This window comes from Pedobacter cryotolerans (assembly GCF_005116475.1).
In the GTDB taxonomy this organism is placed as follows: Bacteria; Bacteroidota; Bacteroidia; order Sphingobacteriales; family Sphingobacteriaceae; genus Pedobacter; species Pedobacter cryotolerans.
Genome location: NZ_SWBO01000001.1, coordinates 138577 through 161895 on the forward strand (window position 1 = coordinate 138577; position 23319 = coordinate 161895).

The 23319-nt window shown below is 36.0% G+C and carries 22 protein-coding genes; 14 read left to right on the forward strand and 8 right to left on the reverse strand.

Features of this window, described 5'->3' with window-relative positions:
• Positions 1-100 precede the first annotated feature (100 nt).
• Both FA045_RS00640 and FA045_RS19170 read right to left on the reverse strand, forming a co-directional pair.
• Positions 101-373: a helix-turn-helix domain-containing protein gene (locus tag FA045_RS00640; protein WP_136873395.1), complete on the reverse strand. Its 273-nt coding sequence runs from the start codon at positions 371-373 to the stop codon at positions 101-103.
• Positions 374-900: 527 nt separating this feature from the next.
• Positions 901-1209 (reverse strand): integrase core domain-containing protein, encoded by a 309-nt coding sequence (locus tag FA045_RS19170; RefSeq protein WP_394347469.1) that lies wholly within the window; start codon positions 1207-1209, stop codon positions 901-903.
• A gap of 1146 nt (positions 1210-2355) precedes the next feature.
• On the opposite strand from FA045_RS19170, the gene FA045_RS00650 reads away from it, so the two are divergent.
• From FA045_RS00650 to FA045_RS00670, 5 genes are all read left to right on the forward strand, one after another.
• Positions 2356-2586 (forward strand): TetR/AcrR family transcriptional regulator, encoded by a 231-nt coding sequence (locus FA045_RS00650; RefSeq protein WP_136873399.1) that lies wholly within the window; start codon positions 2356-2358, stop codon positions 2584-2586.
• 42 nt (positions 2587-2628) lie between these two features.
• Complete coding sequence (locus FA045_RS00655) at positions 2629-3030, forward strand: hypothetical protein (protein ID WP_136873401.1); 402 nt, start codon at positions 2629-2631, stop codon at positions 3028-3030.
• Positions 3031-3038: 8 nt separating this feature from the next.
• Positions 3039-4706 carry a peptidase domain-containing ABC transporter gene (locus tag FA045_RS00660; protein WP_136873403.1) on the forward strand — a complete coding sequence of 556 codons (1668 nt, stop codon included), beginning with the start codon at positions 3039-3041 and terminating at the stop codon, positions 4704-4706.
• Positions 4707-4847: 141 nt separating this feature from the next.
• On the forward strand, positions 4848-6029 hold the full coding sequence (locus tag FA045_RS00665; RefSeq protein WP_205943072.1) for an HlyD family secretion protein: 1182 nt from the start codon (positions 4848-4850) through the stop codon (positions 6027-6029).
• Complete coding sequence (locus FA045_RS00670; protein WP_136873407.1) at positions 5968-7449, forward strand: TolC family protein; 1482 nt, start codon at positions 5968-5970, stop codon at positions 7447-7449. The genes FA045_RS00665 and FA045_RS00670 overlap by 62 nt, the downstream gene beginning before the upstream one ends.
• Positions 7450-7495: 46 nt before the next feature.
• Here FA045_RS00670 and FA045_RS00675 read toward each other — a convergent pair whose 3' ends face one another.
• Positions 7496-9535, reverse strand: coding sequence for a Kelch repeat-containing protein (locus FA045_RS00675; protein ID WP_169304996.1), 2040 nt, complete (start codon positions 9533-9535; stop codon positions 7496-7498).
• 392 nt (positions 9536-9927) lie between these two features.
• On the opposite strand from FA045_RS00675, the gene FA045_RS00680 reads away from it, so the two are divergent.
• The 4 genes from FA045_RS00680 to FA045_RS00695 all read left to right on the forward strand — a co-directional run bounded on the left by FA045_RS00680 (position 9928) and on the right by FA045_RS00695 (position 13089).
• A complete protein-coding gene (locus tag FA045_RS00680; protein WP_136873411.1) occupies positions 9928-10683 on the forward strand; it encodes a hypothetical protein in 756 nt (251 codons plus the stop codon).
• A 99-nt stretch (positions 10684-10782) separates the two neighbouring features.
• Positions 10783-11049: a helix-turn-helix domain-containing protein gene (locus FA045_RS00685; RefSeq protein ID WP_136873413.1), complete on the forward strand. Its 267-nt coding sequence runs from the start codon at positions 10783-10785 to the stop codon at positions 11047-11049.
• 519 nt (positions 11050-11568) lie between these two features.
• A complete protein-coding gene (locus FA045_RS00690; RefSeq protein WP_136873415.1) occupies positions 11569-12120 on the forward strand; it encodes a BfmA/BtgA family mobilization protein in 552 nt (183 codons plus the stop codon).
• Between the two features lie 3 nt (positions 12121-12123).
• Positions 12124-13089, forward strand: a complete 966-nt coding sequence (locus tag FA045_RS00695) for a DUF5712 family protein (protein ID WP_136873417.1) — start codon at positions 12124-12126, stop codon at positions 13087-13089.
• Positions 13090-13353: 264 nt separating this feature from the next.
• Here FA045_RS00695 and FA045_RS00700 read toward each other — a convergent pair whose 3' ends face one another.
• On the reverse strand, positions 13354-13899 hold the full coding sequence (locus tag FA045_RS00700) for an ORF6N domain-containing protein (protein WP_136873419.1): 546 nt from the start codon (positions 13897-13899) through the stop codon (positions 13354-13356).
• 69 nt (positions 13900-13968) lie between these two features.
• Positions 13969-15189, reverse strand: coding sequence for a site-specific integrase (locus FA045_RS00705; RefSeq protein WP_317130558.1), 1221 nt, complete (start codon positions 15187-15189; stop codon positions 13969-13971).
• A 220-nt stretch (positions 15190-15409) separates the two neighbouring features.
• On the opposite strand from FA045_RS00705, the gene FA045_RS00710 reads away from it, so the two are divergent.
• Positions 15410-16501 carry a hypothetical protein gene (locus FA045_RS00710; protein WP_136873421.1) on the forward strand — a complete coding sequence of 364 codons (1092 nt, stop codon included), beginning with the start codon at positions 15410-15412 and terminating at the stop codon, positions 16499-16501.
• A 26-nt stretch (positions 16502-16527) separates the two neighbouring features.
• On the opposite strand, the gene FA045_RS00715 is transcribed toward FA045_RS00710, so the two are convergent.
• The 3 genes from FA045_RS00715 to rsfS form a co-directional block, all read right to left on the reverse strand.
• Entirely contained in the window at positions 16528-17172 is a 645-nt protein-coding gene (locus FA045_RS00715; protein ID WP_136873423.1) for a LutC/YkgG family protein, read from the reverse strand.
• 88 nt (positions 17173-17260) lie between these two features.
• The gene (gene ftsH / locus FA045_RS00720; protein WP_136873425.1) at positions 17261-19363 is read right to left on the reverse strand and encodes an ATP-dependent zinc metalloprotease FtsH; all 2103 of its coding nucleotides are present in this window, start codon (positions 19361-19363) and stop codon (positions 17261-17263) included.
• Positions 19364-19393: 30 nt separating this feature from the next.
• Entirely contained in the window at positions 19394-19768 is a 375-nt protein-coding gene (gene rsfS / locus FA045_RS00725; RefSeq protein ID WP_136873427.1) for a ribosome silencing factor, read from the reverse strand.
• Between the two features lie 43 nt (positions 19769-19811).
• On the opposite strand from rsfS, the gene FA045_RS00730 reads away from it, so the two are divergent.
• The 4 genes from FA045_RS00730 to FA045_RS00745 all read left to right on the forward strand — a co-directional run bounded on the left by FA045_RS00730 (position 19812) and on the right by FA045_RS00745 (position 23316).
• On the forward strand, positions 19812-20591 hold the full coding sequence (locus tag FA045_RS00730; protein WP_136873429.1) for a biotin--[acetyl-CoA-carboxylase] ligase: 780 nt from the start codon (positions 19812-19814) through the stop codon (positions 20589-20591).
• Between the two features lie 4 nt (positions 20592-20595).
• Positions 20596-21045 (forward strand): protein-disulfide reductase DsbD domain-containing protein, encoded by a 450-nt coding sequence (locus FA045_RS00735; protein WP_136873431.1) that lies wholly within the window; start codon positions 20596-20598, stop codon positions 21043-21045.
• 67 nt (positions 21046-21112) lie between these two features.
• Entirely contained in the window at positions 21113-21556 is a 444-nt protein-coding gene (locus FA045_RS00740; RefSeq protein WP_136873433.1) for a protein-disulfide reductase DsbD domain-containing protein, read from the forward strand.
• 92 nt (positions 21557-21648) lie between these two features.
• Positions 21649-23316 (forward strand): protein-disulfide reductase DsbD family protein, encoded by a 1668-nt coding sequence (locus tag FA045_RS00745; RefSeq protein WP_136873435.1) that lies wholly within the window; start codon positions 21649-21651, stop codon positions 23314-23316.
• Positions 23317-23319 lie beyond the last annotated feature (3 nt).

Sequence of the window (23319 nt, forward strand, 5' to 3'; positions counted from 1 at the left end):
ATCTTGCGAAACACAAAGGTGTTTTTCACGCACCCAATAAGTCGGTGTTTTGGAAAGATGTTCTGTGATGAATGATTGTATTGAATCCTTATTTGAGGGACTAACTCAAATTACCTTCCAACAGGCTTTTTATGTCGTCATTTTTGTAGTACATCAATCCGCCAATCTTAGAATAAGGTATAGTGCCGTTTACTCTAAGGGTCTGTAAAGTGCTTGGGGATATTTTAAGTATTTCACGAACTTCGTAGCTCTTCAGCCATTCTTTGTTTGATTCCAGAAGCTTGGGTTTTCTTAATGCCTCTTTTAGATCTTGTAATAAATCAGCCCTGAATTGTTTTAGGTCTTCCTTGGTAATAAATTCTATCGTTGCCATAATGATTTAATTTTTCAAATTATATAGCAAAGGAAAGGGGAACGGGTGGGATGGTTTCGATAGAGGGTCGTGGATACGGAGGAATTATAACCTATTATGCTAGAAAATAATTTTATATTGCATTATTATAGATTGGCATACATAATATTGCTAAATGTTCCAACTCTCAACCTGCAAAAGTCTAAAAGAAGAAGTTTCAAATCAACGGAATTTTTTATTATCTATTTCGCGAAAGAGTTTGATTACTGGTATATATAGATGGTGGAAATCTAAAATGATAACTCATAACTTCTAAAAGAAATGTTAAGAAGACTACTTAAATTTATGAAACGTTGATTTAAATTTAAATAATTAACTATGTGGAGTGATAATGAAACATCGGAGGATCTGTTGGGCTTTAAAGTTCATGCAAACCTATTAATTGATGTTATTAAAGATGATACAGTATTACCTGTTAGTATTGGGTATTTTGCTGAATCAACTGTAAGGAGAAATCCGTATTAGACCGTTTTTGGAGGGGTTAATAATTATAAAGTTAATTGTTTTTCATTAGTTCTATTATACTTTTTTCTACAGTTCTTCCATCGCTTAATTAAAGGTTCCTCAGTTGTATGTGCCACAATCGGAGTGAGATAGTTACAGCTCATGTGAGGCCGAAGATGGTTGTAGGAGTCGATCCTCTTTGCCACTTCCAACATTGCTTGGCTTCTGGACTGGAATACCCTATTGAGCTTGAACTCAGTTTTAAGAATTCCATTTATTCGTTCAGCTATGGGGTTTTCGTATGCTTCTCCGTTTTCGGTCATACTGATGGATATGTCGTTGTTTCTCAGCAGCTATGTGTAATCATAGCTGCAGTATTGCACGCCCAGATCGGAATGATGGATAAGCGGGATATCAGAATTTCGCTCCTTAAGTGCCATTTTCAGGGCATTTACAGATCCCTGGGCATTTAATTAAGAGTGGAGGCAATAGCCCATTATCTTTCTCGAATAGGCATCGGTAATTAACGAAAGGTAATTGAAATCATATCCTATACAAATATAGGTAATATCAGAAACCCATAGCTGGTTGCTCCGCACAATCTCCATTTCCTTTATCAGGTTCGGGTATCGCCTTGAACCAATGATTAGATTGGGTTGTACTGGGGCTCCTTCTTTTTCTATCGATCAGAAGCTTGTGCTTTTCCAAAATAGTATAAAGTTTATCCCTTCCAATCTTTATCCCATAGCTCCGAAAGGGCCTATAAAGACACCTATACAGCTTATGCCCACCTAGGTCCGGAAGTTCACTGCGGACCTGATGTACCATTTCGACGACGATTTCCTCCTGTTCCCCTTGACGCGAATAATGCCGCAGATGATCATAATAGGCTTGTCGGCTCTTACCAAACAGTCTACAAAGTGGCCCGACGCCCATCCTTGTAATGCGCTTCTCCCTGATCAGCTTTACTGTTTGGTACCACCCTTTTTTCTGATGGGAACCTTATGTGCCTTTTCGGCGTGGTCGATCATCGAGTTCAGGCCATAGATCAGCACATTGGCTTTCTCCAACGCCTTCTCCAGGTTCTTTATCCGCTTTTTTAGCTCAGCGGCATCTTTAGTCTTTGGCTTTTCGATGGGAGCTAAAGTTACGGCTCCTTTCTCTAATTTTTTCTTGTAACCATTAATCTAGTTGGTTAGGATGTAGGTATTTACCAGACCGTACTTTCTTGCTACTTCTTCCTTGGAATAGTTCTGGTAGACTACAAGCTCACCAGTTTCTCCTTAAGTTCATCGGGGTAATCAAATCTCGCAATTGCTTCTTCTTTCATTGACAGTTAAGGGTTTATCCAAAAACTGTAAAGTTATAGGGGTATGAGACCCACTCTAAAATGGACATATAGAACCTTGAGAATAAAAACATTTGTAATAGTACTACTATCTTTTTTAATTGTTTTACATTTTTTGATAAAAGTATTATAACTTTGTCAAAAATATTTTATGCAAGTTTTATTAAAGTTTAAGCTAAATGAACATCTGTATATCAGAGATCCTGAGAACACTGAAGTTGGGAAGTTGATTGTAGAGAGCGGGATAGATCTTATTTATGAGATTGGCTTTGAGCAGTTTACATTTAAAAAATTAGCCCAGCGAATAGATTCAACTGAAACCACAATTTACAGATACTTTTCATCGAAACATAAGTTGCTAACCTATATACTTAATTGGTAATGGTGCTACTTAGAGTTTGTCGCTAAAATGCGGTCGCAAGAAATGACAAATTCTGAAGAAAAATTAAAACTAATTCTCGGAATTATTACTCATAACTACGATAGCAATTCCAAAATACAAGATTACGATTTAGAAAAGCTGCATAGTATTGTTATTTCAGAAAGTAGCAAATCCTATTTAGTTAAAGAAGTTGATGAAATTAATCAAGAGTTAGTTTTTAGCCCTTTAAAAAGTCTCTGTAAATTTATTGGTGAAATTATTTTGGAAATCAAGCCCCAATTTATTTACCCCAATTCTTTAGCCAGTACATTACTAGAAACGGCCCATGATCAGCAGTTTTTTAGTGAGCATTTGCCAAAATTAACCGACAATACAGCTAGAGCCAATCATAAAAAATATGTTTTAGAGTATTTAAATCTATTAACTTTCTCAGTTCTCAAATAGCATAAACCATGACCCAAGATCAGCATTACACAAAAAGTAGTAGAGCACTATTTAATTATATCACCAAAGAGAAGAAGGATGTTACCGCCATTTATATTTATGCTGTATTAAGTGGTTTGGTCCAGCTAAGTATTCCACTAGGGATACAAGCGATCGTAAGTTTTGTAATGGGCGCCACCATGGTTACGTCGTTATATATACTTATCGGCTTTGTGGTTTTAGGAACTTTTTTAGCAGGTTTCTTTCGGGTAAAGGTGATGCAAATCATTGAAAAAATTCAGCAGAAGATCTTCGTGGAATATGCGATTGCCTTTGCAGAGAAGCTCCCGAAAATAGATTTATCAGTTAATAAGAAATATTATTTACCAGAGTTGGTCAACCGGTTTTTTGATACCCAAAACCTCCAAAAGGGTATTTCAAAGATCTTATTAGAAATACCAACGGCATTAATCCAAATCCTATTTGGCATCCTCCTGCTGTCGTTCTATCATCCTTGGTTTTTAGTATTCGGCGCTATCGTAATTGTTATCGTGATCATCATCTTTAGGTTTACAATGGCCTCGGGTATACAGTCTAGTGTTGATGAAAGTACCAATAAATATAGAGTCGCTTCGTGGCTTGAGGACATTGCCGGGGCGATTAAAACCTTTAAGATTAATTCAAAATCAGAAATGCACCTTACAGGCGCTGATGAACGTGTGGTCGAATATCTTAAAAGCCGCACTAAACATTTTAAAGTATTGGTTTTTCAATATAAAGCGATCATCGGCTTTAAAGTGGTTATTACGTTGGTGATGCTTGCCATTGGTACTTATCTGTTGGTTAACCAAAAATTAAATATCGGTGCATTTATCGCAACAGAAATTGTGGTTCTGAGTATCATGATTGCTGTAGAAAAACTAATCAAAAGCCTCGAAAGCTATTACGATGTGGTCGCCTCCCTGGTTAAGCTGGGCAAAGTAACTGAACTAACTGAAGAACATACAGAGAACTTAGTGCTAGAACCAAAGGTGGGTGGGATGGAAATCAGTTTTAAAGATGTTGATTTCTCGTTTAAGGATCAAAAGCCCATTCTATCAGGTATCAATTTTAACATTCAGCCAAATACATTAACCTTGGTAACAGGAAGCCTTGGTGCCGGAAAATCGCTACTCTTGAATATGATGGCTGGCTTTTATGATCCCTCAATCGGAATTGTCCTCTTTGATAAAATTCCACTGAAGAATTTAGATAAAGCTGCTTTGAGAGATCATATTGGACTGTATATGGACGATATGCAAATCATTAAAGGCACGCTCCAAGAAAACATTTTATTGGGTAGGCAAGAAGTTACTACCCAACACATACTTGAGGTTTCTGAAGCCATCGGACTAGATAATTTTTCGGGGAATTTCACGGATGGCTTTAACACCCTGTTAAGCGAAACGGATACCGAAATATCCTTTAGTTCTAGAAAGAAAATATTGATTTTAAGAGCGCTGCTTGGAGATAACCGCTTACTGTTGTTAGAAGATCCATTAGATGGAATGAATGCCGAGTTCTGTGTAAAAATGCTAAACTATTTACAAGAGGTTAAGCAAAATACCACGATCGTAATTGTATCTAATGCGCCAGAATTAATGGCAATTGCAGATCAGAAATTACACCTCCAAAACGGTACAATTGAGAAAACTTAAATTTAGTAGTTGAAGATGAAACTAAAATCAGTAGACCATATTTATCATAACAACATCGACTCTCGCGTAAAACGATGGTTTTTCATCATCTTATGTCTTTGTCTCCTTGTGTTAATCTTACCGTGGACTCAAAATATAAAAGTGAGAGGCAACGTTAGTACCTTGTATCAAGATCAGCGACCACAACAACTTAATTCACCCATCCCTGGACGAATTTTAAAGTGGTACGTAAAAAACGGTGATCATGTAAAAAAAGGTGATACCCTTTTACAATTGGCAGAGGTGAAAGAGGATTACTTAGATCCTATGTTAGTGGAACGTACCCAACAGCAAGTAAAAGCAAAAATGGGAGTGCGCGACTACTATCAGGCGAAAGTAGGCACTACCAACAGCCAACTCACCGCTTTAAATGCCGGCAGAGAACTTAAGGTAAGTCAGCTAAAGGTTAAAATTGGCCAGTTAAACAACAAGCTAGCAGGGGAGGAAGCAGAGCTTGTAGCAGCTAATAATGAACTAAAGCTAAGTGAAGATCAATATAATCGTCAGAAAAAGATGTACGACGATGGTTTCGTTTCCCTTACGCAATTTCAACAAAGAAATGTTTCATTTCAAAACGCCCTAGCTAAAAAAACGGCCATAGAAAATAAATTGGCTCAAACCCGACAAGAAATTGTATCGATAAACATCGAGCAAAATGCTGCCATACAAGACTACAGAGAGAAAGTGAGTAAAACTGAGGGCGAACGCTTTCAAAGCATGGGGCAAATTGAAGGAAGCACCGGCGATATTGCAAAACTAGAAAATCAAGTTGCAAATTATAAAGCTAGGCGGGGGCTGTACTTCGTGTTCGCCTCTCAAGATGGGCAGGTGGTATCTCTAAATAAAGCTGGTATTGGAGAGATACTTAAGGATACAGAAAGTATTGGAACGATTGTGCCGAATAAAGTAGATTACGCCGTAGAAATTTATGTTAAGCCCGTAGATCTTCCATTGCTTAAAAATGGGCAAACCGTGATGTGTATTTTCGATGGTTTTCCCGCCATTGTGTTTTCTGGATGGCCAAATTCTAGCTATGGTACCTTTACGGGTAAGGTGATAGCAATCGAAAATAACATCAGTCCAAATGGTCTTTTTAAAGCGCTAGTTATTGAAGATCCAACAGAAAAACCATGGCCACCACAGATTAAAATGGGCGCAGGAGTACAGGGAATAGCCATCTTAAATGATGTGCCGATTTGGTACGAATTATGGCGAAATATAAATGGCTTCCCTCCAGATTATTATACAGTTAAAACAACAAGCAGCGATGAAAAGGCGAAATAAACTATTCTTATTACTAATGCTCATTGGGTTTTTTCAATTCGCTCATGCACAAGATACTCTAAAACTCTCTCATCAGGAGTTTTTGGTGGTGGTTAAAAACTATCACCCATTAGCTTTCCGCTACCGCTTACAAAATCAACTTGCTAAAGCCGAAATTCAGAGCGCGAGAGGTAATTTCGATCCGATCTTGGCAGCTAAGAAAGGCTCAAAAACCATCGATGGAACCAATTATTACAAAGAAACAAATGTAGGTCTGGGAATTCCAACTTGGTACGGCGTGGAGCTAAATGGGAGCTACAATTATATCGATGGACAAAGGCTAAATAATAGTGAAACCAAAGGGGGATTATATCAATTCGGGATTACCTTACCACTGAGCAAGAATTTGCTTTACGATAAACGCAGGGCTTTACTAGATCAGGCTCGATTCGCGTTGCAGATGACAGAAGCAGAGCAACTACTACTAACGAACGATTTAATGCTAGAGGCCGAAAATGCCTACTGGGAATGGGTAAAAGCCCATGAAGTATTCCTGTTGCAAAACAAAGCCGTAAAAATTAACCAGGATAGACTGTTGTTTATTAAAAAAACATACCAGTACGGAGAAAGGGCTGCGATTGATACCACTGAAGCACTTGCGCAGCTACAGAGCTTCCAGCTAGAACAAAAAGACGCTTATCTAGAATTTGTTAAAGCCACACAGCAATTGTCGTTGTTTTTATGGCAAGAAAATCAACAACCCTACGAAGTTTCTAAGTTAGTCTTCCCATCTGAATCGCTCACCGATAATATCGCCTATCAAAATTATTTATCACTTATTAAGGATATTGATAACGCATCATTGTCTGATCATGCTTCTATGCTCTTTTATTTCCGAAAACAAAATATACTGGAGAGCGAACGCAGGTTTAAATTTCAGAGTCTTTTACCGAGGGTAGATTTTACCTATAACTTCCTTAACAAAGAAAACTACCAGCGCAATTTGTTCTCTCTGTTTCAAAACAATTATCAGTACGGATTTAAATTAGAACTACCCATTTTTTTAAGACAGGCGAGAGCAGATTATCGCATTGTTAAAATTAAAGCACAACAAAACGAGCTTGATACGGAGTATAAAAAGCAAGAAATTAACTCAAAAATTATGCTCTACAAAAATGTAGTGCTTAATTACAATCAACAAATTAACTTGGCATTTCAAAATGTTGGCACTTATGAACGGTTGTTAAGGGCTGAAGAAGTAAAATACAGCAATGGAGAAAGTTCGCTGTTTCTAATCAACAGCCGCGAGAATAAGCTAATGGAAGGGAAAGAAAAACTACTGGAGCTAAGATTAAAATTTTTGCAAGGGTATAATCAACTCAAATGGACAAAGGAAAATTTTAATGTTGGGAATTCTACGCTCGCAAAGGTACGAACTTAACCTAGGTCGGCATCGGTAATTTTATAAGGTATTAATTCCCATACTATTAACTCAAAATCGTATTTAAGTCTCTGTCAAAAGCTTGTGAATAAATTTTGGCGTACTCACGGCTAAAATTTTCAAAACTCTTTTGTGCCAACGAGTGTTTGCCCAATAAAGCTAGGCTTTTGCATTTAATAATCATAGCTTCCTCGTTAACCGGGTCTATATAAAAAATACAATCAGATAATCTTATTAGGAATTCAGGATCAGAGGAAAGGTCTATAGACTTTATGTAATGATTATAAACATCAATAATTTCATTAGATATTTCTGATTTGAATGCGTCTAGCCACTCATATTCTGCATTCGGTAAAAAACTTCCTCTTTCAATAATAGAAATCAGTTGCATCGCCTTCTCTTGGTCAAGCTTGTTTTTATCACTTACAATATTAATATAGGTCTGATAATCAATTTTAACCAAATGATTATCGAAATCGATGGTCCAATATCCTGTTTCTTTAGATACGGTACAATTTTGTACATTTTCTAGTATTCCTTTTAGCTTTGCTATGTTAACAGATCTATTATTTCGGGCACTTTTAACAGATTTATCAAACCAAATCAATTCGTTTAATTTCTCGGAACTTATCCCTCTTCCCCACCTTAAGGTGTATAAAGTAACGGCTAAAAAAAGCTCCTTAATTAAAGGGGTAAAATACTTGGTAATGTCATTGCCTTCCTTATCAAATAATTGTAAATCGCCAAAAAGAAATATTGTATTTTTAATTATATTAGCCTCTGGAGCAACAACATCTATTATAGGATGATTTGTATTGTACGGAGTCTTTATTTCTGAATTTGGGTTGGCTTCGAATGCCTTCTCCGTTCCATTTTTTCTATTTCTTTTAATATAAAATACCGCTAACAATAAAATTAAAAAAATCAGTAATAGATAAATCCATTTGAATTTTATTTTTGCAGCAGATGAGCTATAAACGTCTGATAATGGGGGGCTATTCAGCGTATAAACAACAAAGTTACTATCATCATTTTTATCTAAAAAACTGGTAACAGCAATAAATTTCTTAAGTGGTTTGCTGTAAAATAATTCAACAAAAGATTGCGTATCATGAAAAAGGAATGGAAGCCTTTTGCCTACTTTTTTCCATGAAGAATTCTTAAGGGATATTTTAATTAATTGTATCTCGGTGTTAAATTTATGTTTCGGGTAGGTGAGTGCATATAAAATCGAATCTCCTTCTGAAACCATAGAGTTTCCGAAAACAAAATCTTCATCTTTAACATTTAATGTAAATAGTTTTTTGAAACTTTGTTTTTCTAAATCGAATGAAACTAAATCGTATAAAAATCTCGGTTTAAGTACTTGTTGTCCAGTAGTACTTCCATAGCCTCCAAGTATATATAAATTATTTTTATTTTCACTTGGTGCTAGTGCAGCTAAATATCTAGGTGTAAAAATATCTCCACTAACTTTTAGAGTATCCCAAGAGTTATTAATGAAAGAATATTTGTAAACATCACTTTTATACGTAAACTGACCATATCCTCCAAATAAATATAAAGATGAGTCCTTAGCTGAAAAAAAATGATTCAAATGCCAGTGCAATGGCACTTCATCTGTGTTTTTAATTTTTCCAGACCATTCATTTGTCTTGAAATTAAAAAAGTTTACTTCCTGTCGTTCACTGGTGAAGTTGTACACTCGATCATTGATTGGATTAAAAAAACTTCTATTACCTTTTGTCGTTGGATATTTTCCTGACTTATAATTTTTGTTTTCAAAAATCCCATTTATTAAATTGCAAGTAAAAACAGAATCAGTACCTATAGTTATAAGTTTATCCTTCTTGTAATCATAAACCACGGTAGCTGCCCCATGAATTTTGTATGTGGCAACTTGATTCCACTCCAGATAAAAGTTTTTAATCCATTGTGGGTTAACAGCATAAGCATTGTTTCCACTAACTTCTTCACTTACATTAGTCCCTCTTAATTCATTTAATGGCCAATGATATTTTATTTTTTGGTTTTCAGTAATTTTAATGTCTTGAATTTTAAAACGAGGTACGTAACTGATTCTCAACAAAAGGATGTGTTTAACACATAAAACTAAGTAAATTATATGTGCCCAATTCGGTGTCCTTTTATTGAAAAATGTATAGGTAAAACATCTAAGTAATTAGACAACAGCATATTAAAAAAGGAGAGGCTAATCCTGCCACCCCTCCACAACATTAACTATAAGCGGGTTAAACCCTGTTAAGTTATCTGATATCCACACAATATATAAATAATCTAAACAGACGTTTTCGAAATACAAATATTCAATCTCTAGTTGGAATATTCTTTCGGTATTAAATATCTTTATACATCTAAGCATTTTTTAATTTAAAAATTTGCTATATGCATCTTGACTTAGGTAACTTAGAAACAATATTTAAATTTAGACGTTACTTTAAGTCAAATATTTGTTTTATGAAAAAGCTTTATTTCAAGCCACGCAAAGCATTTTCCCTATCGCCTCATCCCTACGATATTGGTACTGCACTAGGCCTTTGGCGAAACCATGACGACAATCATTTTCTTTTGAAAATATATAGTTTAAATGAGGCCAGCTTTGATGAGTATTACAATTATCATCTTTCATATACTATTAAATACGACATTGCAATAGAGGAAGATTTTTACCGCCATGTTTGGCAGGTAGTAAAAAATAGGATTAAGCATTTTGAGCAACAAGATCCATTTTCAAGCAATCATGCGATGCATGTAAGCAATCTACATAAACTTCAGTTATTCCAAAAATACCTGCACAGCATCGATAAATGGAATGCCCGTCCACCACACTTGATAATTGCTGAAAAAGATGAGCTGATAACTAAGCAACGACAAGAGATTGATGAACTGAAAGTTAAGCTTAACCAACTTAATCAGTATGAGGTAGCCCAAAAAATCAGAATTGAAGAAGAGCATTTAGCTACTTTAGTTGATCTGATCAAACAGATGCGTGAACTTAAAATACCATCTGGTAGGCTATTGCTTAGATGCGATAATAAAAGTCCATTTTCAAAGATGATAAGCAAGTATTTCTCGTATGGTGGAAAGGATATCCCCACCGAAACGACTAGGAATTATTTTGTTGAGAAAAAAGGGGATGTTGCCACTAAGGGAACGGTGGTCAAGTCGGAGCAACGTCTGTTCAGAATCATACCGCTGGAAAATAAGAAATAACCAATCCATAAACTGCACATGACCATCGCAAACTGATGGTCATTGTTCTGTCTGTTTCCTTCAAGAGATTTGCTCTATACTAATCATTGGAGGAAATTTATGAACGTGGAGCTAATCACTAGGGATGATCTTAAACAGTTCAAGTCTGAACTGATCTTGAAATTAAAACAGATCTTTAAACCAGAAACCGCACTTAACAAGCAGTGGCTGAGAAGTGCTGAAGTAAGAAAGTTATTGAAGATTTCGGCAGGTACGTTGCAGAACCTGCGGATAAACGGAACGCTTCCTTTCAGAAAGATTGGAAGTATCATGTACTATGCCTATAATGACATTGTAAGGGTTATGGAAGAGGGAGGTGGCAAATGATCGACATAAACAATCAATTGAGCTCTTTCATCAAAATGGCAACCTTGCAGAAACATCTTTTGCCGTCACATATCAGCCTTTATTCCGCTTTACTATTGACCTATCAAAAGAATGGGTTTTCCAATCCATTTCGGATAACCAGGAGGGAATTGATGAAACTATCTTCTATCCGATCGTTTACAACCTATCATAAACGGATGAGAGCTCATTGATTTTGGCTGTCTGGTCTATAGCCCCTCATTCGACCCCATATTGGCCAGCCAGATTGAACTCTTGCCGATTAAGATACTTAACCAATTTTATGGCGACGGGGTGGATAGGCATACTGCAGAAAGTCCATTTTCCTGAAAAAAAAATGGAGCAAGCGGAAGTTGGGCTGCGCCCTACTTTGCTTGCCCTGCGCTGCACTGAGGGACTTCAAAGGATACTCCAGGTATCCTTTGCCCTTTATAAAGTGACTGAAACCAATAAAATGGAATTCCCTTGGGAATACCCGATTACGATATTTAAGATGAATGTATGACAGATGAAAATAACAAGTCCGTCAGGTTTAATGCGTTAACTGGCGATAAGTTTGAAAAGGTGGCTTTAAAGCTTGGCAGGAACAAACGTTTGGTATTCGTGCAGATGGTTGATTATTTCTATCGGAGCAAGAAAGACCCATTGGATGTTAATGACGAACTATTGAAAAATACGCTCCTTAAAAACCACAGGGATTATATCGGCTTCATCAAGACACAGGAAACAGATCTTCTGATACCAACAAAACGTGAAGTTGACAGAATGGTACAATCCCAGAAAAAATTGTTGGACTATTTCAATGCAAATGTGATCAGGCATAATAAGGACCTATTGGAGAACCAACGGTTACAGATTGATAAATTCTCGAAGTCGGATGAGCTGATGTCCTTAATCGTAACAAAACTAGATACCAGGGAAAAGATGAAGAACAAGTTCATCTACATCATCGAGAACTATATCAGGATCAGGGATTCGTTCACGCTGATGACACCGGGCAAGGAAAGGGAAGAATTGATCAATAAAACAATACAACAGGTAAATCAATTATAACTTATGTTCATCAATATTACCGATAGCGCAACGGCAAGCAACAAGGGGAGTAGTGGCGGATTGGTCAATTACCTGGAAAAAGAAAACAGGATTAATGATACGAAGCTACCAGAATATTGGTTCAATAATGAAAGACAAAACATTCAACCCTTTGAAGTCCGCCATTCCATAGACAATAATGTTGCGAAGCTTTGCAAGACTGATGCAAAGTTTTTTCTGGTGAATATCAGCCCCAGCAAAAAGGAGATAAAACACCTTTATGATAATTTTGGCAAGAGTGGGGCAAAAGATGAATTAAAAAAATACGCAGAAAAAGTAATGGACGAATATGCAAGAAACTTTAAACGTGCAGGGATTGAAAGTTCAAAAGACCTTGTCTGGTTTGCCAAGCTGGAAAAACACCGCTATTATTCCCATGAGGATAAAGAGGTAAAAAACGGTACGAAACAGCGAGGGGAGCGTAAGGAAGGAAAGCAGGTGCATATTCAGGTTATCGTTAGCCGAAAGGATGCAACTAATAAGATTAAGTTAAGCCCAATGAACAATTCAAGGGGCAAGAACGAGGAACATTCGCTAAAGCTTGGACAATTTAACAGGGTTGCCTTTAAACAGTGTGGCGAAGCCTTGTTTGATAAGGAGTTCAATTTTAACAGGCAATTGAACGAAACTATGTCATTTGCCAATATAAACAAAAATGGCAGTCGGGAGCAGCAAGTGCAGTTGGATGTTCTAAAAGAGGGCGCAAAATTAACAGGTGAAAATTTTGCTCTTGCCAAAACATTGGTCAATGAGGTCTCAAATGGGATATTTTCCACGGTCAATGATATGTTGTCGGAATCTGGAAAGGATAAAGATGGTTTTCTAGAAATACTTTTGGAACCCAGCTTTGAGACATTTAACAATGAGTTTGAGAAAGCAGAAAAGCGCAGATTAAGGAAGCAATCAATGAGTGAGGGATTGAGCAGGTAAATATTGCTACTGGGTACACTCAACTTTTTGTTGCACAAATTTCTGAACAATCCATTTCCGCCAAGGCCAGGCCCTTCGGGTTTGCTAGAAAAAAATCTTCCCTGCCAGCAAAGCTGGCGAGGTATTTTTTTCTGCAAAGCCTTGTCTTGAAATGGATTGTGTTCAGGAGAGTGGTTTACCAAAAAGATGGGAGTGGTTCACTCGTGAATTGGTGAAGCTAATTTCAAGGTACCAATTTGGCACCCTTAAGTTTAACATAAATATTTAAAGATCATCGGGTTTATATCCAATCCGTTTTCTTGGAGGATTTGGATGCTCTTGTTTTTCAAGTAGTTCATCAAGATACCTGAATACGATTTCCATGTTCTTGTCCTGATTATCTAGCTTGTTCTTGATTTTTTCAATCTCTAGACGGATTTCTGTATTGTCTACAAACATTTGGCGGATACGAATAAATATCCTCATGATTTGAATGTTCACTGCTATCGCCCTGTCACTATTAAGTATGCCAGAAAGCATAGCCACGCCTTGTTCGGTAAATACTCGGGGAGATTTTCTTGTTCCGCCCCAACTTGATATTCCATTTTGGAACATCAAGTTTTTAAATTCGTCCTCGGTTAATTGAAACATAAAGTCTTCATCGGGAAAGCGCTTTAAGTTTCTGCCGACTGCTTTATTCAGATTGCTTGTTTGTACCTCATATAGTTCCGCAAGATCTTTATCAACCATCACTTTCATACCTCTGATATAGTAGATTTTATTCATTACTATCTCATCAGGGACTAATAATCCATTATTTTCTCCACTCATATCCTTTAGTTTTTGTAAATAATAATCTCAATATTCTTGTGGATGATTGGCTTAAATTTATGTTCAATATTATATAATTGCTAATTTCTTTTTCAACAGTGCCATATCTGCACCAACCTTTATGTCAAGTATCTTGGCATAATGCTGGGTTGTTCGAATATTCGTGTGTCCGAGCATCTGCGATACGCTTTCTATAGGTACTCCGTTCAAGAGAGTTACCGTTGTTGCAAAGGTATGGCGTGCAATATGTGAGGTCAGTTTTTTGCCAATTTCGCATCGTTCCTCTATCTCCTTTAGATATTCGTTCATTTTCTGGTTACTTGGAACTGGAAATACAAAGCCCCTGTTTACGCTTGCTGGATGGTTTTTGTATTTCTCAATGATGGTAACGGCAGAGGGCAACAATGGTATTGCAGACCTAACATTGGTTTTTTGGCGGTTCTTGATGATCCATTGTTCGCCATCAATGCCTTTGTTAACGTGGGAAATCTCTAATTTTTGTACATCTGAATAGGCTAGACCAGTAAAACAGCAGAAAAGAAATACATCCCTGATGATATCCAGCCTTTCAGAAACGAATTTTTTATCGGCAATGATCTGTATTTCCTCTTGGTTGAGAAAATAACGGTCTACCTTTTTCGTTCTGCCCTTATAACAGGCAAAGGGGTTTGTTTGAATATGACCATTTTCAAAGCAGATATTGATGATCTTTCCGAGGTTCTTGATCATTTTTACAGTGTAGTTGTTGGCACATGATTTCTCAGACCTTAAATAGTAATCAAACTCGTTCAGAAATGCGATATCAACATTCCGCATGTCGATGTCCTTAACATTATATTTGAATGGCAAAAAAATCTCCAAGTGCTTTTTAAGTACCTTATACGTATTGAGTGTTCCCTGCACAAACTCCTTTCCCACAAGGGCTTCTACCTTTTGATTATGCTCGATAACTGCCTGTAAAAGCGTCTGTGATTTATCTTCCCTGCCAATGAACCTATTCTTTATTGAATTAGCCGTTATATTATGTCCAGCTTTAATAAGTGAGGCGTGTGCATCGTAGACCATATTTTGCAATTGGTCTAAAAATGAATTGAGTGATCTGGAATCCTCTTTTGTACCGATGGACCTTCCAGATTTACCATTCCAGCGGTCAGGTTCGCATGACCTGCCAGTTGCAGATTCTGCTCTCTTTCCATTGACGGTAATGCGGATGTAGATAGGGACAACGCCCTTTGTGTAGTTCTTTTGCTTCTTCATGTAGAAGAGCAGGCTAAAATTAGTTTTCATCATTCAATGATTTTAGTGAAACAAATTTAGCTTTGCAGGATGACGTTTACAAGATGTACAGTTATTGAACTAGTTGTAATACAACTGGTTATATCTAATTCGGTGAGTCGTGAACTTTTCTAAAACTACTCACCGAATCGCTCACTATTTATATGAGAATTGGTGCATATTTTAGTATTTTCCCTAAAAACAAAAACCCTGCAATCATTTGATTTGCAGGGTTTTGTGTAGTTTTGATATTGAATCTTGTGATCCCGCAAAACTTCGAACCCTTAAACTAGATGCAGCAGACACACCATTTGTTAGGCAAAGAATAGCACATGCTTACTTTGAAGAAGATATAGCTTCAACAGTTTTTTTATCAAAAGCCTCCTTTATTAGTAACAAAAGATGGCAAACAAAATCTGATTTTCCAAATAGAAAAGGCTTAATAATTGATGCTCGAATAAATCCATACATCAACATCTCTTCCTTAAATTGGAACTTTGGCAAAGCCGATAATGCATGGATGACAGCAATATACTTTAACCCTGACTTTGAGGTAAGACTTTTTGATGATGATCCTGCCATTGGCGATAATTCAAAACCTGTTCGTACGGCATCATTTAGACCTGGTGCAGAAATTTTTATCAGTAAAGTAAAACAGTTTATTGACACGAAGCGAAAATATCGATTTGCCTATTCTTTTAAAATAAACCACCATTCTAACGGACAAGATGGCGAAGTATTTAATTCGGAGGATAGATTATGGGGTAAAAAGGGTTTTGTTAATACATATAACGGAGATTTTAGCGACGATTTATTATTAGCCTTTAATGCTATGGTTTTCCGCAATAGCAAAGATCAAAACCATTTGTTTTTCCTAAAAACAGGTTATTCCACAACTACTGGTATAACACAACAATTGGCACAGTATAAATTATACGGCACAGACAGGTTAAATTTAATGTCTTCATGGGCGTGGAGGCCATTATATAGAACTATAATTAATGGCAAAAAAAGGTATGATGAAACGGGTTATCATGTAGAACGAATGCGTATTGAACTTTATACAACTTACATTTTAAATCCAATGAATGTAGGCGCTATATATAACTTGCAAAAAGCAAAATTTACAGATCGTATAAACTTCCACGTAACTGGCCATTGGCGAGTACCCGGATTTGTTGCTGCGGGTTTATTTGTCGAAACGGGATATTATGGGCAAGATACCTATAACATTTACTTACAGCAGTCTGCTTGGTTTGCCAAATTCGGTTTGAGTTTTGGCTTGTTTAAATACAAACAATCGCCAATTTTAAGTGAGGGTGGATAATATCAAATGCCTTTCTTAAAAGAGCCTCAACTAAAATCATCAATTAAAAATACAAATAACTCTTTTGGGCCATGTGCACCAAGCACTAAAGTTTTCTCGATATCCGCTGTGCGGCTTGGCCCGGTAATGTTGCTCACCATTGATGGAATTTGGGTGCCGTATTTGTTTTTAAGTAGCTGAAAAGCGTCTTTTAAATCCAATACCAATTGCCCAGTTCTGGCAATCACAATGTGATGATGAGGATAAATGCTTAATCTCCGCCCTGCGGCATTTTGGTTGCTCACCATTACAGAGCCATTTCTAGCTACTAATGCTTCGCACAAAGTGATACCAACTTCTGCTTGATCAAAATCTTTATCGGTTTGGTAAAAGGGAAATTCGTAGTGTGATAGCAAAGCCTGAAGTTCTGGCTCCCAGCAATAAATTTTACGCCATTTATATTTATCTGCAAGCTCTAAAATATTTTCAATAAAATCTACGCCATTCTCACAGAAAATAAAATTGCCCGAAACAGCCGTTAACTGCTCAGCAAATAAAACTTCCAACTCTTCTTCGTTGGTTTTATACAATTGATTTTCTTCTAAATTAGGATGCGGATTGTCTCGTTTTTCGAGCAAAGCTTTCCTAATTTTTTTTAGGATCAATTCTTTCGAAGAAATATTTTCTTTCATAGATTTTCAAAAATACCTAACCTAGGTCATATAAACAAAACAGCAACCTTGTTGTTTAAGGTTGCTGTTTATTTAATATTATTTAAAATTAATTTGTTGGCTCTTCGCTGGTATTTGTAGCTGGAGCGGTTGGGTCTGTTGTTGCACCAACTCCATCGTGAATTAGCCCTTGAGCAGCTGGAGTTTGATCGCCAGTTCCATTTACAAATTCATCATAAGTTGTTCTGTTATCAAACGGACGTTTTCCTAAAATCTCTTCTAAATCAGCTTGGAAAAGAATTTCTTTCTCTATCAGTTTCTGAGCTAATTTTTCTAAGCCTTCGCGGTTAACTGTTAATAATTCTTTTGTTCTTTCATAAACTTCAGCAATTAACAATCTCACTTCATGATCAATCATTTCTGATGTTTTCTCTGAATATGGTTTGTTAAAATTGTACTCATTTTGCGGATCGTGAAACGAAACATTACCAATCGTTTTGTTCATACCATAAATAGTAACCATGGCATAAGATAACTTTGTAATGCGTTCTAAATCGTTCTGAGCACCAGTAGATATTTTACCAAAAACTAAGTCTTCCGCTACGCGACCACCCATTGTCATACACATACCATCAGTTAATTGTTCGGTTGTATATAAAAACTGTTCTTTTGGTAAGTATTGTGCATAACCCAAAGCGGCAACACCACGTGGTACAATAGAAACTTTAACCAAAGGATCGGCGTGTTCTAAAAACCATCCCGCTATTGCGTGACCAGCCTCGTGGTAAGCCACAATTTTTTTCTCCTCAGGTGAGATGATTTTGTTTTTCTTCTCTAAACCACCAATCACACGGTCAATCGCGTCTTGGAAATCTTGCATATCAACAAATTCCTTGTTTCTACGAGCAGCAATTAGGGCAGCTTCATTACAAACATTGGCAATTTCTGCACCTGCAAAACCAGGCGTTTGTGCAGATAATTTTTTAGCATCAACAACCTCAGCAGTTTTAATTGGTTTCAAGTGAACTTTAAAAATCTGCTCACGGCCAGTTAAATCTGGTTTATCAATAGAAATTTGTCTATCAAACCTTCCCGGACGCATTAAAGCTGAGTCTAAAACATCTGGTCTGTTGGTTGCAGCTAAAATGATAATTCCAGAATCTGTACCGAAACCATCCATTTCTACTAACAATTGGTTCAAGGTATTTTCACGCTCATCATTACCACCCATCATGCTGTTTTTTCCACGGGCACGACCGATTGCATCAACCTCATCAATAAATATGATACAAGGCGCTTTATCTTTTGCTTGCTTAAATAAATCACGTACACGAGAAGCACCAACCCCAACAAACATCTCCACAAAATCAGATCCTGATAAAGAGAAAAATGGAACTTGTGCCTCGCCAGCAACTGCTTTGGCTAATAATGTTTTACCTGTACCTGGAGAACCAACCAATAAAGCTCCTTTAGGTATTTTACCACCTAAATTGGTATATTTTTTAGGGTTTTTAAGGAAATCTACAATCTCCATTACTTCTTGTTTGGCTTCTTCTAAACCAGCAACATCATTAAATGTAATGCTAACCTGACTTTCTTTATCAAACAAAGTTGCTTTAGATTTACCGATATTAAAGATTTGACCTCCGCCACCGCCAGCTCCACCGCCCATGCGACGCATCATGAAAATCCATAAACCAACAATTAATACCAAAGGAAGTATAAAGCTGATTAATTGACCCATCCAACCGTTAGACTTAGAAATTGTTTCTGATTTAATTCGCTGCTGAGTTGCAGGTAAAGTGATTTGAGAAGCCTCTAACCTTTTATCTAAAGTTTCTGCATCTGGCTGCACAAATGTAACCATAGGGCCTTTTTCGGCAGCATTAAATGAATTTTTGCTGCGGTATTTGTCATACTTTTTATCAGTTTTTTTATCCTCTTTTATAAAAACCTCAGAGATAACTACATCATCAGATTTATAAGAAACAATCTTCTGTACATCTCCAGTTAATAGCATATCTTTTTCAAATACACTGTAATCTACTCGTTTAACATTATCAGCAGTAAATAAATATTGAACTACCAATAAACCAACAATAATTGCGGCATAAACCCAAAAAATATTGAATTTGCCTCCTTTTATTGGTTTTTTTGGGATATTTGGAATACGTTTAAGCGGTTTTGGTTTTGTATTTTGGTTATCTTCCATGTTAGTTTAAATGTGTGTTAAATAATTGGGCTATGCGCTTTTGTAAGTTGTGGTTTCGGCATCACCCCATAAATCTTCAATTCCAAAAAATTCACGTTTTTCGGTTTTAAAAATGTGTACTACTATATCAAAGTAATCTAAAATAATCCATTCGGCATTTTCCTGACCTTCTTTATGCCAAGGATTAGTTTGGGTTTGTTTATAAATTTCATCTTCAACGCTATCGGCAATTGCTTTTACCTGGTTAGATGAATCTGCATTACAAACAATAAAATAATCAGAAACTGAGCTATTCAGTTCTCTCAAATCTAAACGAACAATATCATGTCCTTTTTTTTCTTGTATGCCATGTATGGCTATTTCCGAGAGGTATGTAGAAAGATTTACGGTTTTCTTTTTTACCATTAAATTTTTTTAATTTTGAATATCAACAAATATAAATCAACACTTGCAAAATAACACTTTTTCAACATTATTTGTTGGTCAAAATCTTATCAAATTATCAGCTGTCGATTCTACTAATAACTTCTTGAAGAGTTTATTGTCAAAATCCGAGCCATTACCCGAGGGAACTGTAATTATGGCAGACGAGCAATTTGCAGGTAGAGGGCAGCAAGGAAACGTTTGGCATACTGAACCTGGAAAAAACTTAACTTTTAGCATTTTACTTAAACCATCATTTCTACCGTTAACGAAACAGTTTTTATTAAATATGGCTATTAGTGTTGCCATTAACAAAGCATTATTTAAATATTTAGGCAATGATGTTCAAATTAAGTGGCCTAATGATATTTATTATGGCGATCAAAAGATTGGAGGTATGTTAATTGAAAACACAATCGTTGGAAGCGCCATCAAATCATCTGTTATTGGTGTTGGATTAAATGTTAATCAGGAGTACTTTCCCGCTCACTTGGTAAATAGCGCCACATCATTATATCAAATTTTACAAGAAAATGTTAATTTACAATTGACTTTGGCAGAGATTTGTAGTCATATTGAGGTAGTATATCTACAATTAAAAGCAGGAAGAGATACTGTTATAAAAGAAGAATATGTTAATAACCTTTATAAAATTAATAGACGTGCAAGTTACCGACAAAATGGCGAGGTTTTTGAAGGCATGATAACTGGAATAACAGACCAAGGACTTTTAAAGATTGAAAAAGAAGGAAAATTAATCGAATTTAACTTTAAAGAAATAGAATTTATACATAACACACTATAAACAAATGAAAAAACTAACATTAATTTTAAGCCTAATATTTTTTAGCGCAGTAGGTGCATTTGCTCAATTAGAAAATCCAGTAACTTGGTCTTATGCAGCAAAAAAAATCAGTAAAACAGAAGCTGTAGTTTACTTAAAAGCAACTATTGATGATAGCTGGCATATTTATTCACTAAATCTTAAACCGGGTGGACCAAATAAAACCAGTTTTAGTTTTGCCCCTTCTAAAGACTTCTCTTTGATTGGTAAAACAACAGAACCAAAACCAATTTCTAAATATGAAAAGGTTTTTAAAATGGATGTAACTTATTTTGAAAATCAAGTTGTTTTTCAGCAAAAGATTAAGCTAAATAAAGCAACAACTGTTGTAAAAGGAAAAGTTGAATTTATGGTTTGTAATGAAGCTTCTTGTTTGCCTCCATCTGAGGTAGCTTTCAGCATTCCTGTAAAGTAATTTGAAAAAACATTAACATTAAAGCCTTTTAGCACACGCTGAAAGGCTTTTTATTTATCTTCATTTTATGAAAAAACACATTTTATTATTGCTCTTTATTAGCATTGCTTACAGTGTAAAGGCACAATTGGTAAAACCAATTACGTGGTCTTACTATGTGAAAAAAACAACTAAAACCGATGCTATTTTATATTTTAAAGCAAAGCTTGATAAAGGTTGGCATATGTATGCGCAAAATGTAAAATCAGAACCGATGCGGTTGAAGTTTAATTATATGCCATCAAAAGAATTTGTAATAATTGGAAAAACATGGCAACCTAAACCAATCATTAAATATGATAAAGTGATAAAAATGGAATTAGCTTATTTTGAGAAAGAAGTTGTTTTCACTCAAAAACTTAAACTCATTAAACCTAACACGCTAATAACAGCGAAAGTAGAATTTATGGTGTGTAATGAGGTAAGTTGCTTACCGTCAGATGAAATTACATTAAAAATCCCCGTTAGGTAATGTAATTATAATGCAATGTGTATAACACCAAAGCCTGTAATCAACGTCATTAATAAAAAGTTTTATTAATTTCACAGCTTTTAAAACTTAACATGAAGAACACAATCTTATTCTTATTTGTTGTAAGCTTCTTTTTCTTGGCTAATCCAACAAAAAGTTTTGCGCTAAAACTGCAAGCAGATACCACAACTGCAGTACCAGATGATTTAGATTTTACCACAGTTGGCTCTGAACAAGATAGTGCAGCAAATGATAAAGTACAAGATACAACAGCTGTATCAACTACCGCTAAAACTGAAGTTGCTCCCAGCAATACTTCAGAAAAACCAGTTTCACTTTGGGTAACATTTGGTTTGGGATTGTTGGCGGGAATTGCAGCTTTCTTTCTTCCATGTATTTTCCCTATGGTACCATTAACGGTTGGATTTTTTACTAAACGAGCCGAAAGTAGAGCAAAAGGGATAAGAAGTGCTATTATTTACGGGCTTTCTATTATTGTTATATATGTGGGTTTAGGCGTTATTATTACCTTAATTTGGGGAGCAAGTGCTTTAAATCAAATCTCAACAAATGGCTTTTTTAATATTCTTATATTTTTAATTTTAGTAATTTTTGGTGTTTCTTTTTTGGGTGCTTTCGAAATTACTCTGCCAAGTTCATTTGTAAATAAACTAGATGCTAAATCAGATTCTAAAGGCTTTGGAGGGATATTTTTTATGGCAGCAACGCTAGCCGTTGTTTCATTTTCTTGTACAGGGCCGTTAATCGGTACCTCACTTGTAGCCATAAATACCGATTTGCTCACACCAATTGTGGTAATGTTTGGGTTTTCGCTCTCGCTAGCGTTAATTTTTACCATGTTTGCCATTTTCCCAAGTTTAATGACGGGCTTACCAAAATCTGGAGGATGGTTAAATTCAATTAAAGTAGTGTTAGGCTTTTTAGAATTGGGCTTAGCCTTAAAATTCTTATCAACGGCAGATTTAGCATACCATTGGGGTATTTTAGACAGAGAAGTTTTCTTAGCCATTTGGATTGTATTGGCTATACTTTTGGGTGTTTATTTATTAGGCAAAATCAAATTTTCTCACGATAGTGATTTGGCCTATGTTTCTGTTCCACGGTTATTTATTGCTACGGCAAGTTTTGTTTTTGCTGTTTATTTAATCCCAGGATTGTGGGGTGCTCCACTAAAAGCAGTAAGTTCTTTAGTTCCGCCATTGTCTACTCAAGATTTTGTAATTGGAGAAGGTAGTGGCACAGCAACAACTTCAACCACCAAAACAAAAAGAAAATATAGCGAATTTTTACACATTCCGCATAACATAGATGGCTTTTTTGATTACGAAGAAGCTTTAGCTTACTCTAAAACAGTGAATAAACCTCTATTTCTTGATTTTACTGGCCATGGATGTGTAAACTGTAGAGAAATGGAAGCGAAAGTTTGGTCGGATCCTCGCGTATTAAAAAAATTGAAAGAAGATTATATTGTTGTATCGTTATACACTGATGATAAAACCCCGCTTCCAGAAGCAGAACAATTTAGATCTGAAGTTTTAAAAACGCAGGTAAACTCTGTTGGTTTAAAGTTTCAACATTTACAAGGTGAGCGTTATAAAACGTTGGCACAGCCTTATTATGTACTTTTAGATACTGATGGCAAAGAATTAGTAACTCCGCCAATTGGTGTTGAGTACGATATTGATAAATATTTAGCTTACTTAGATAAAGGTTTAGCTGAGTTTGCAAACAAGAAATAAATA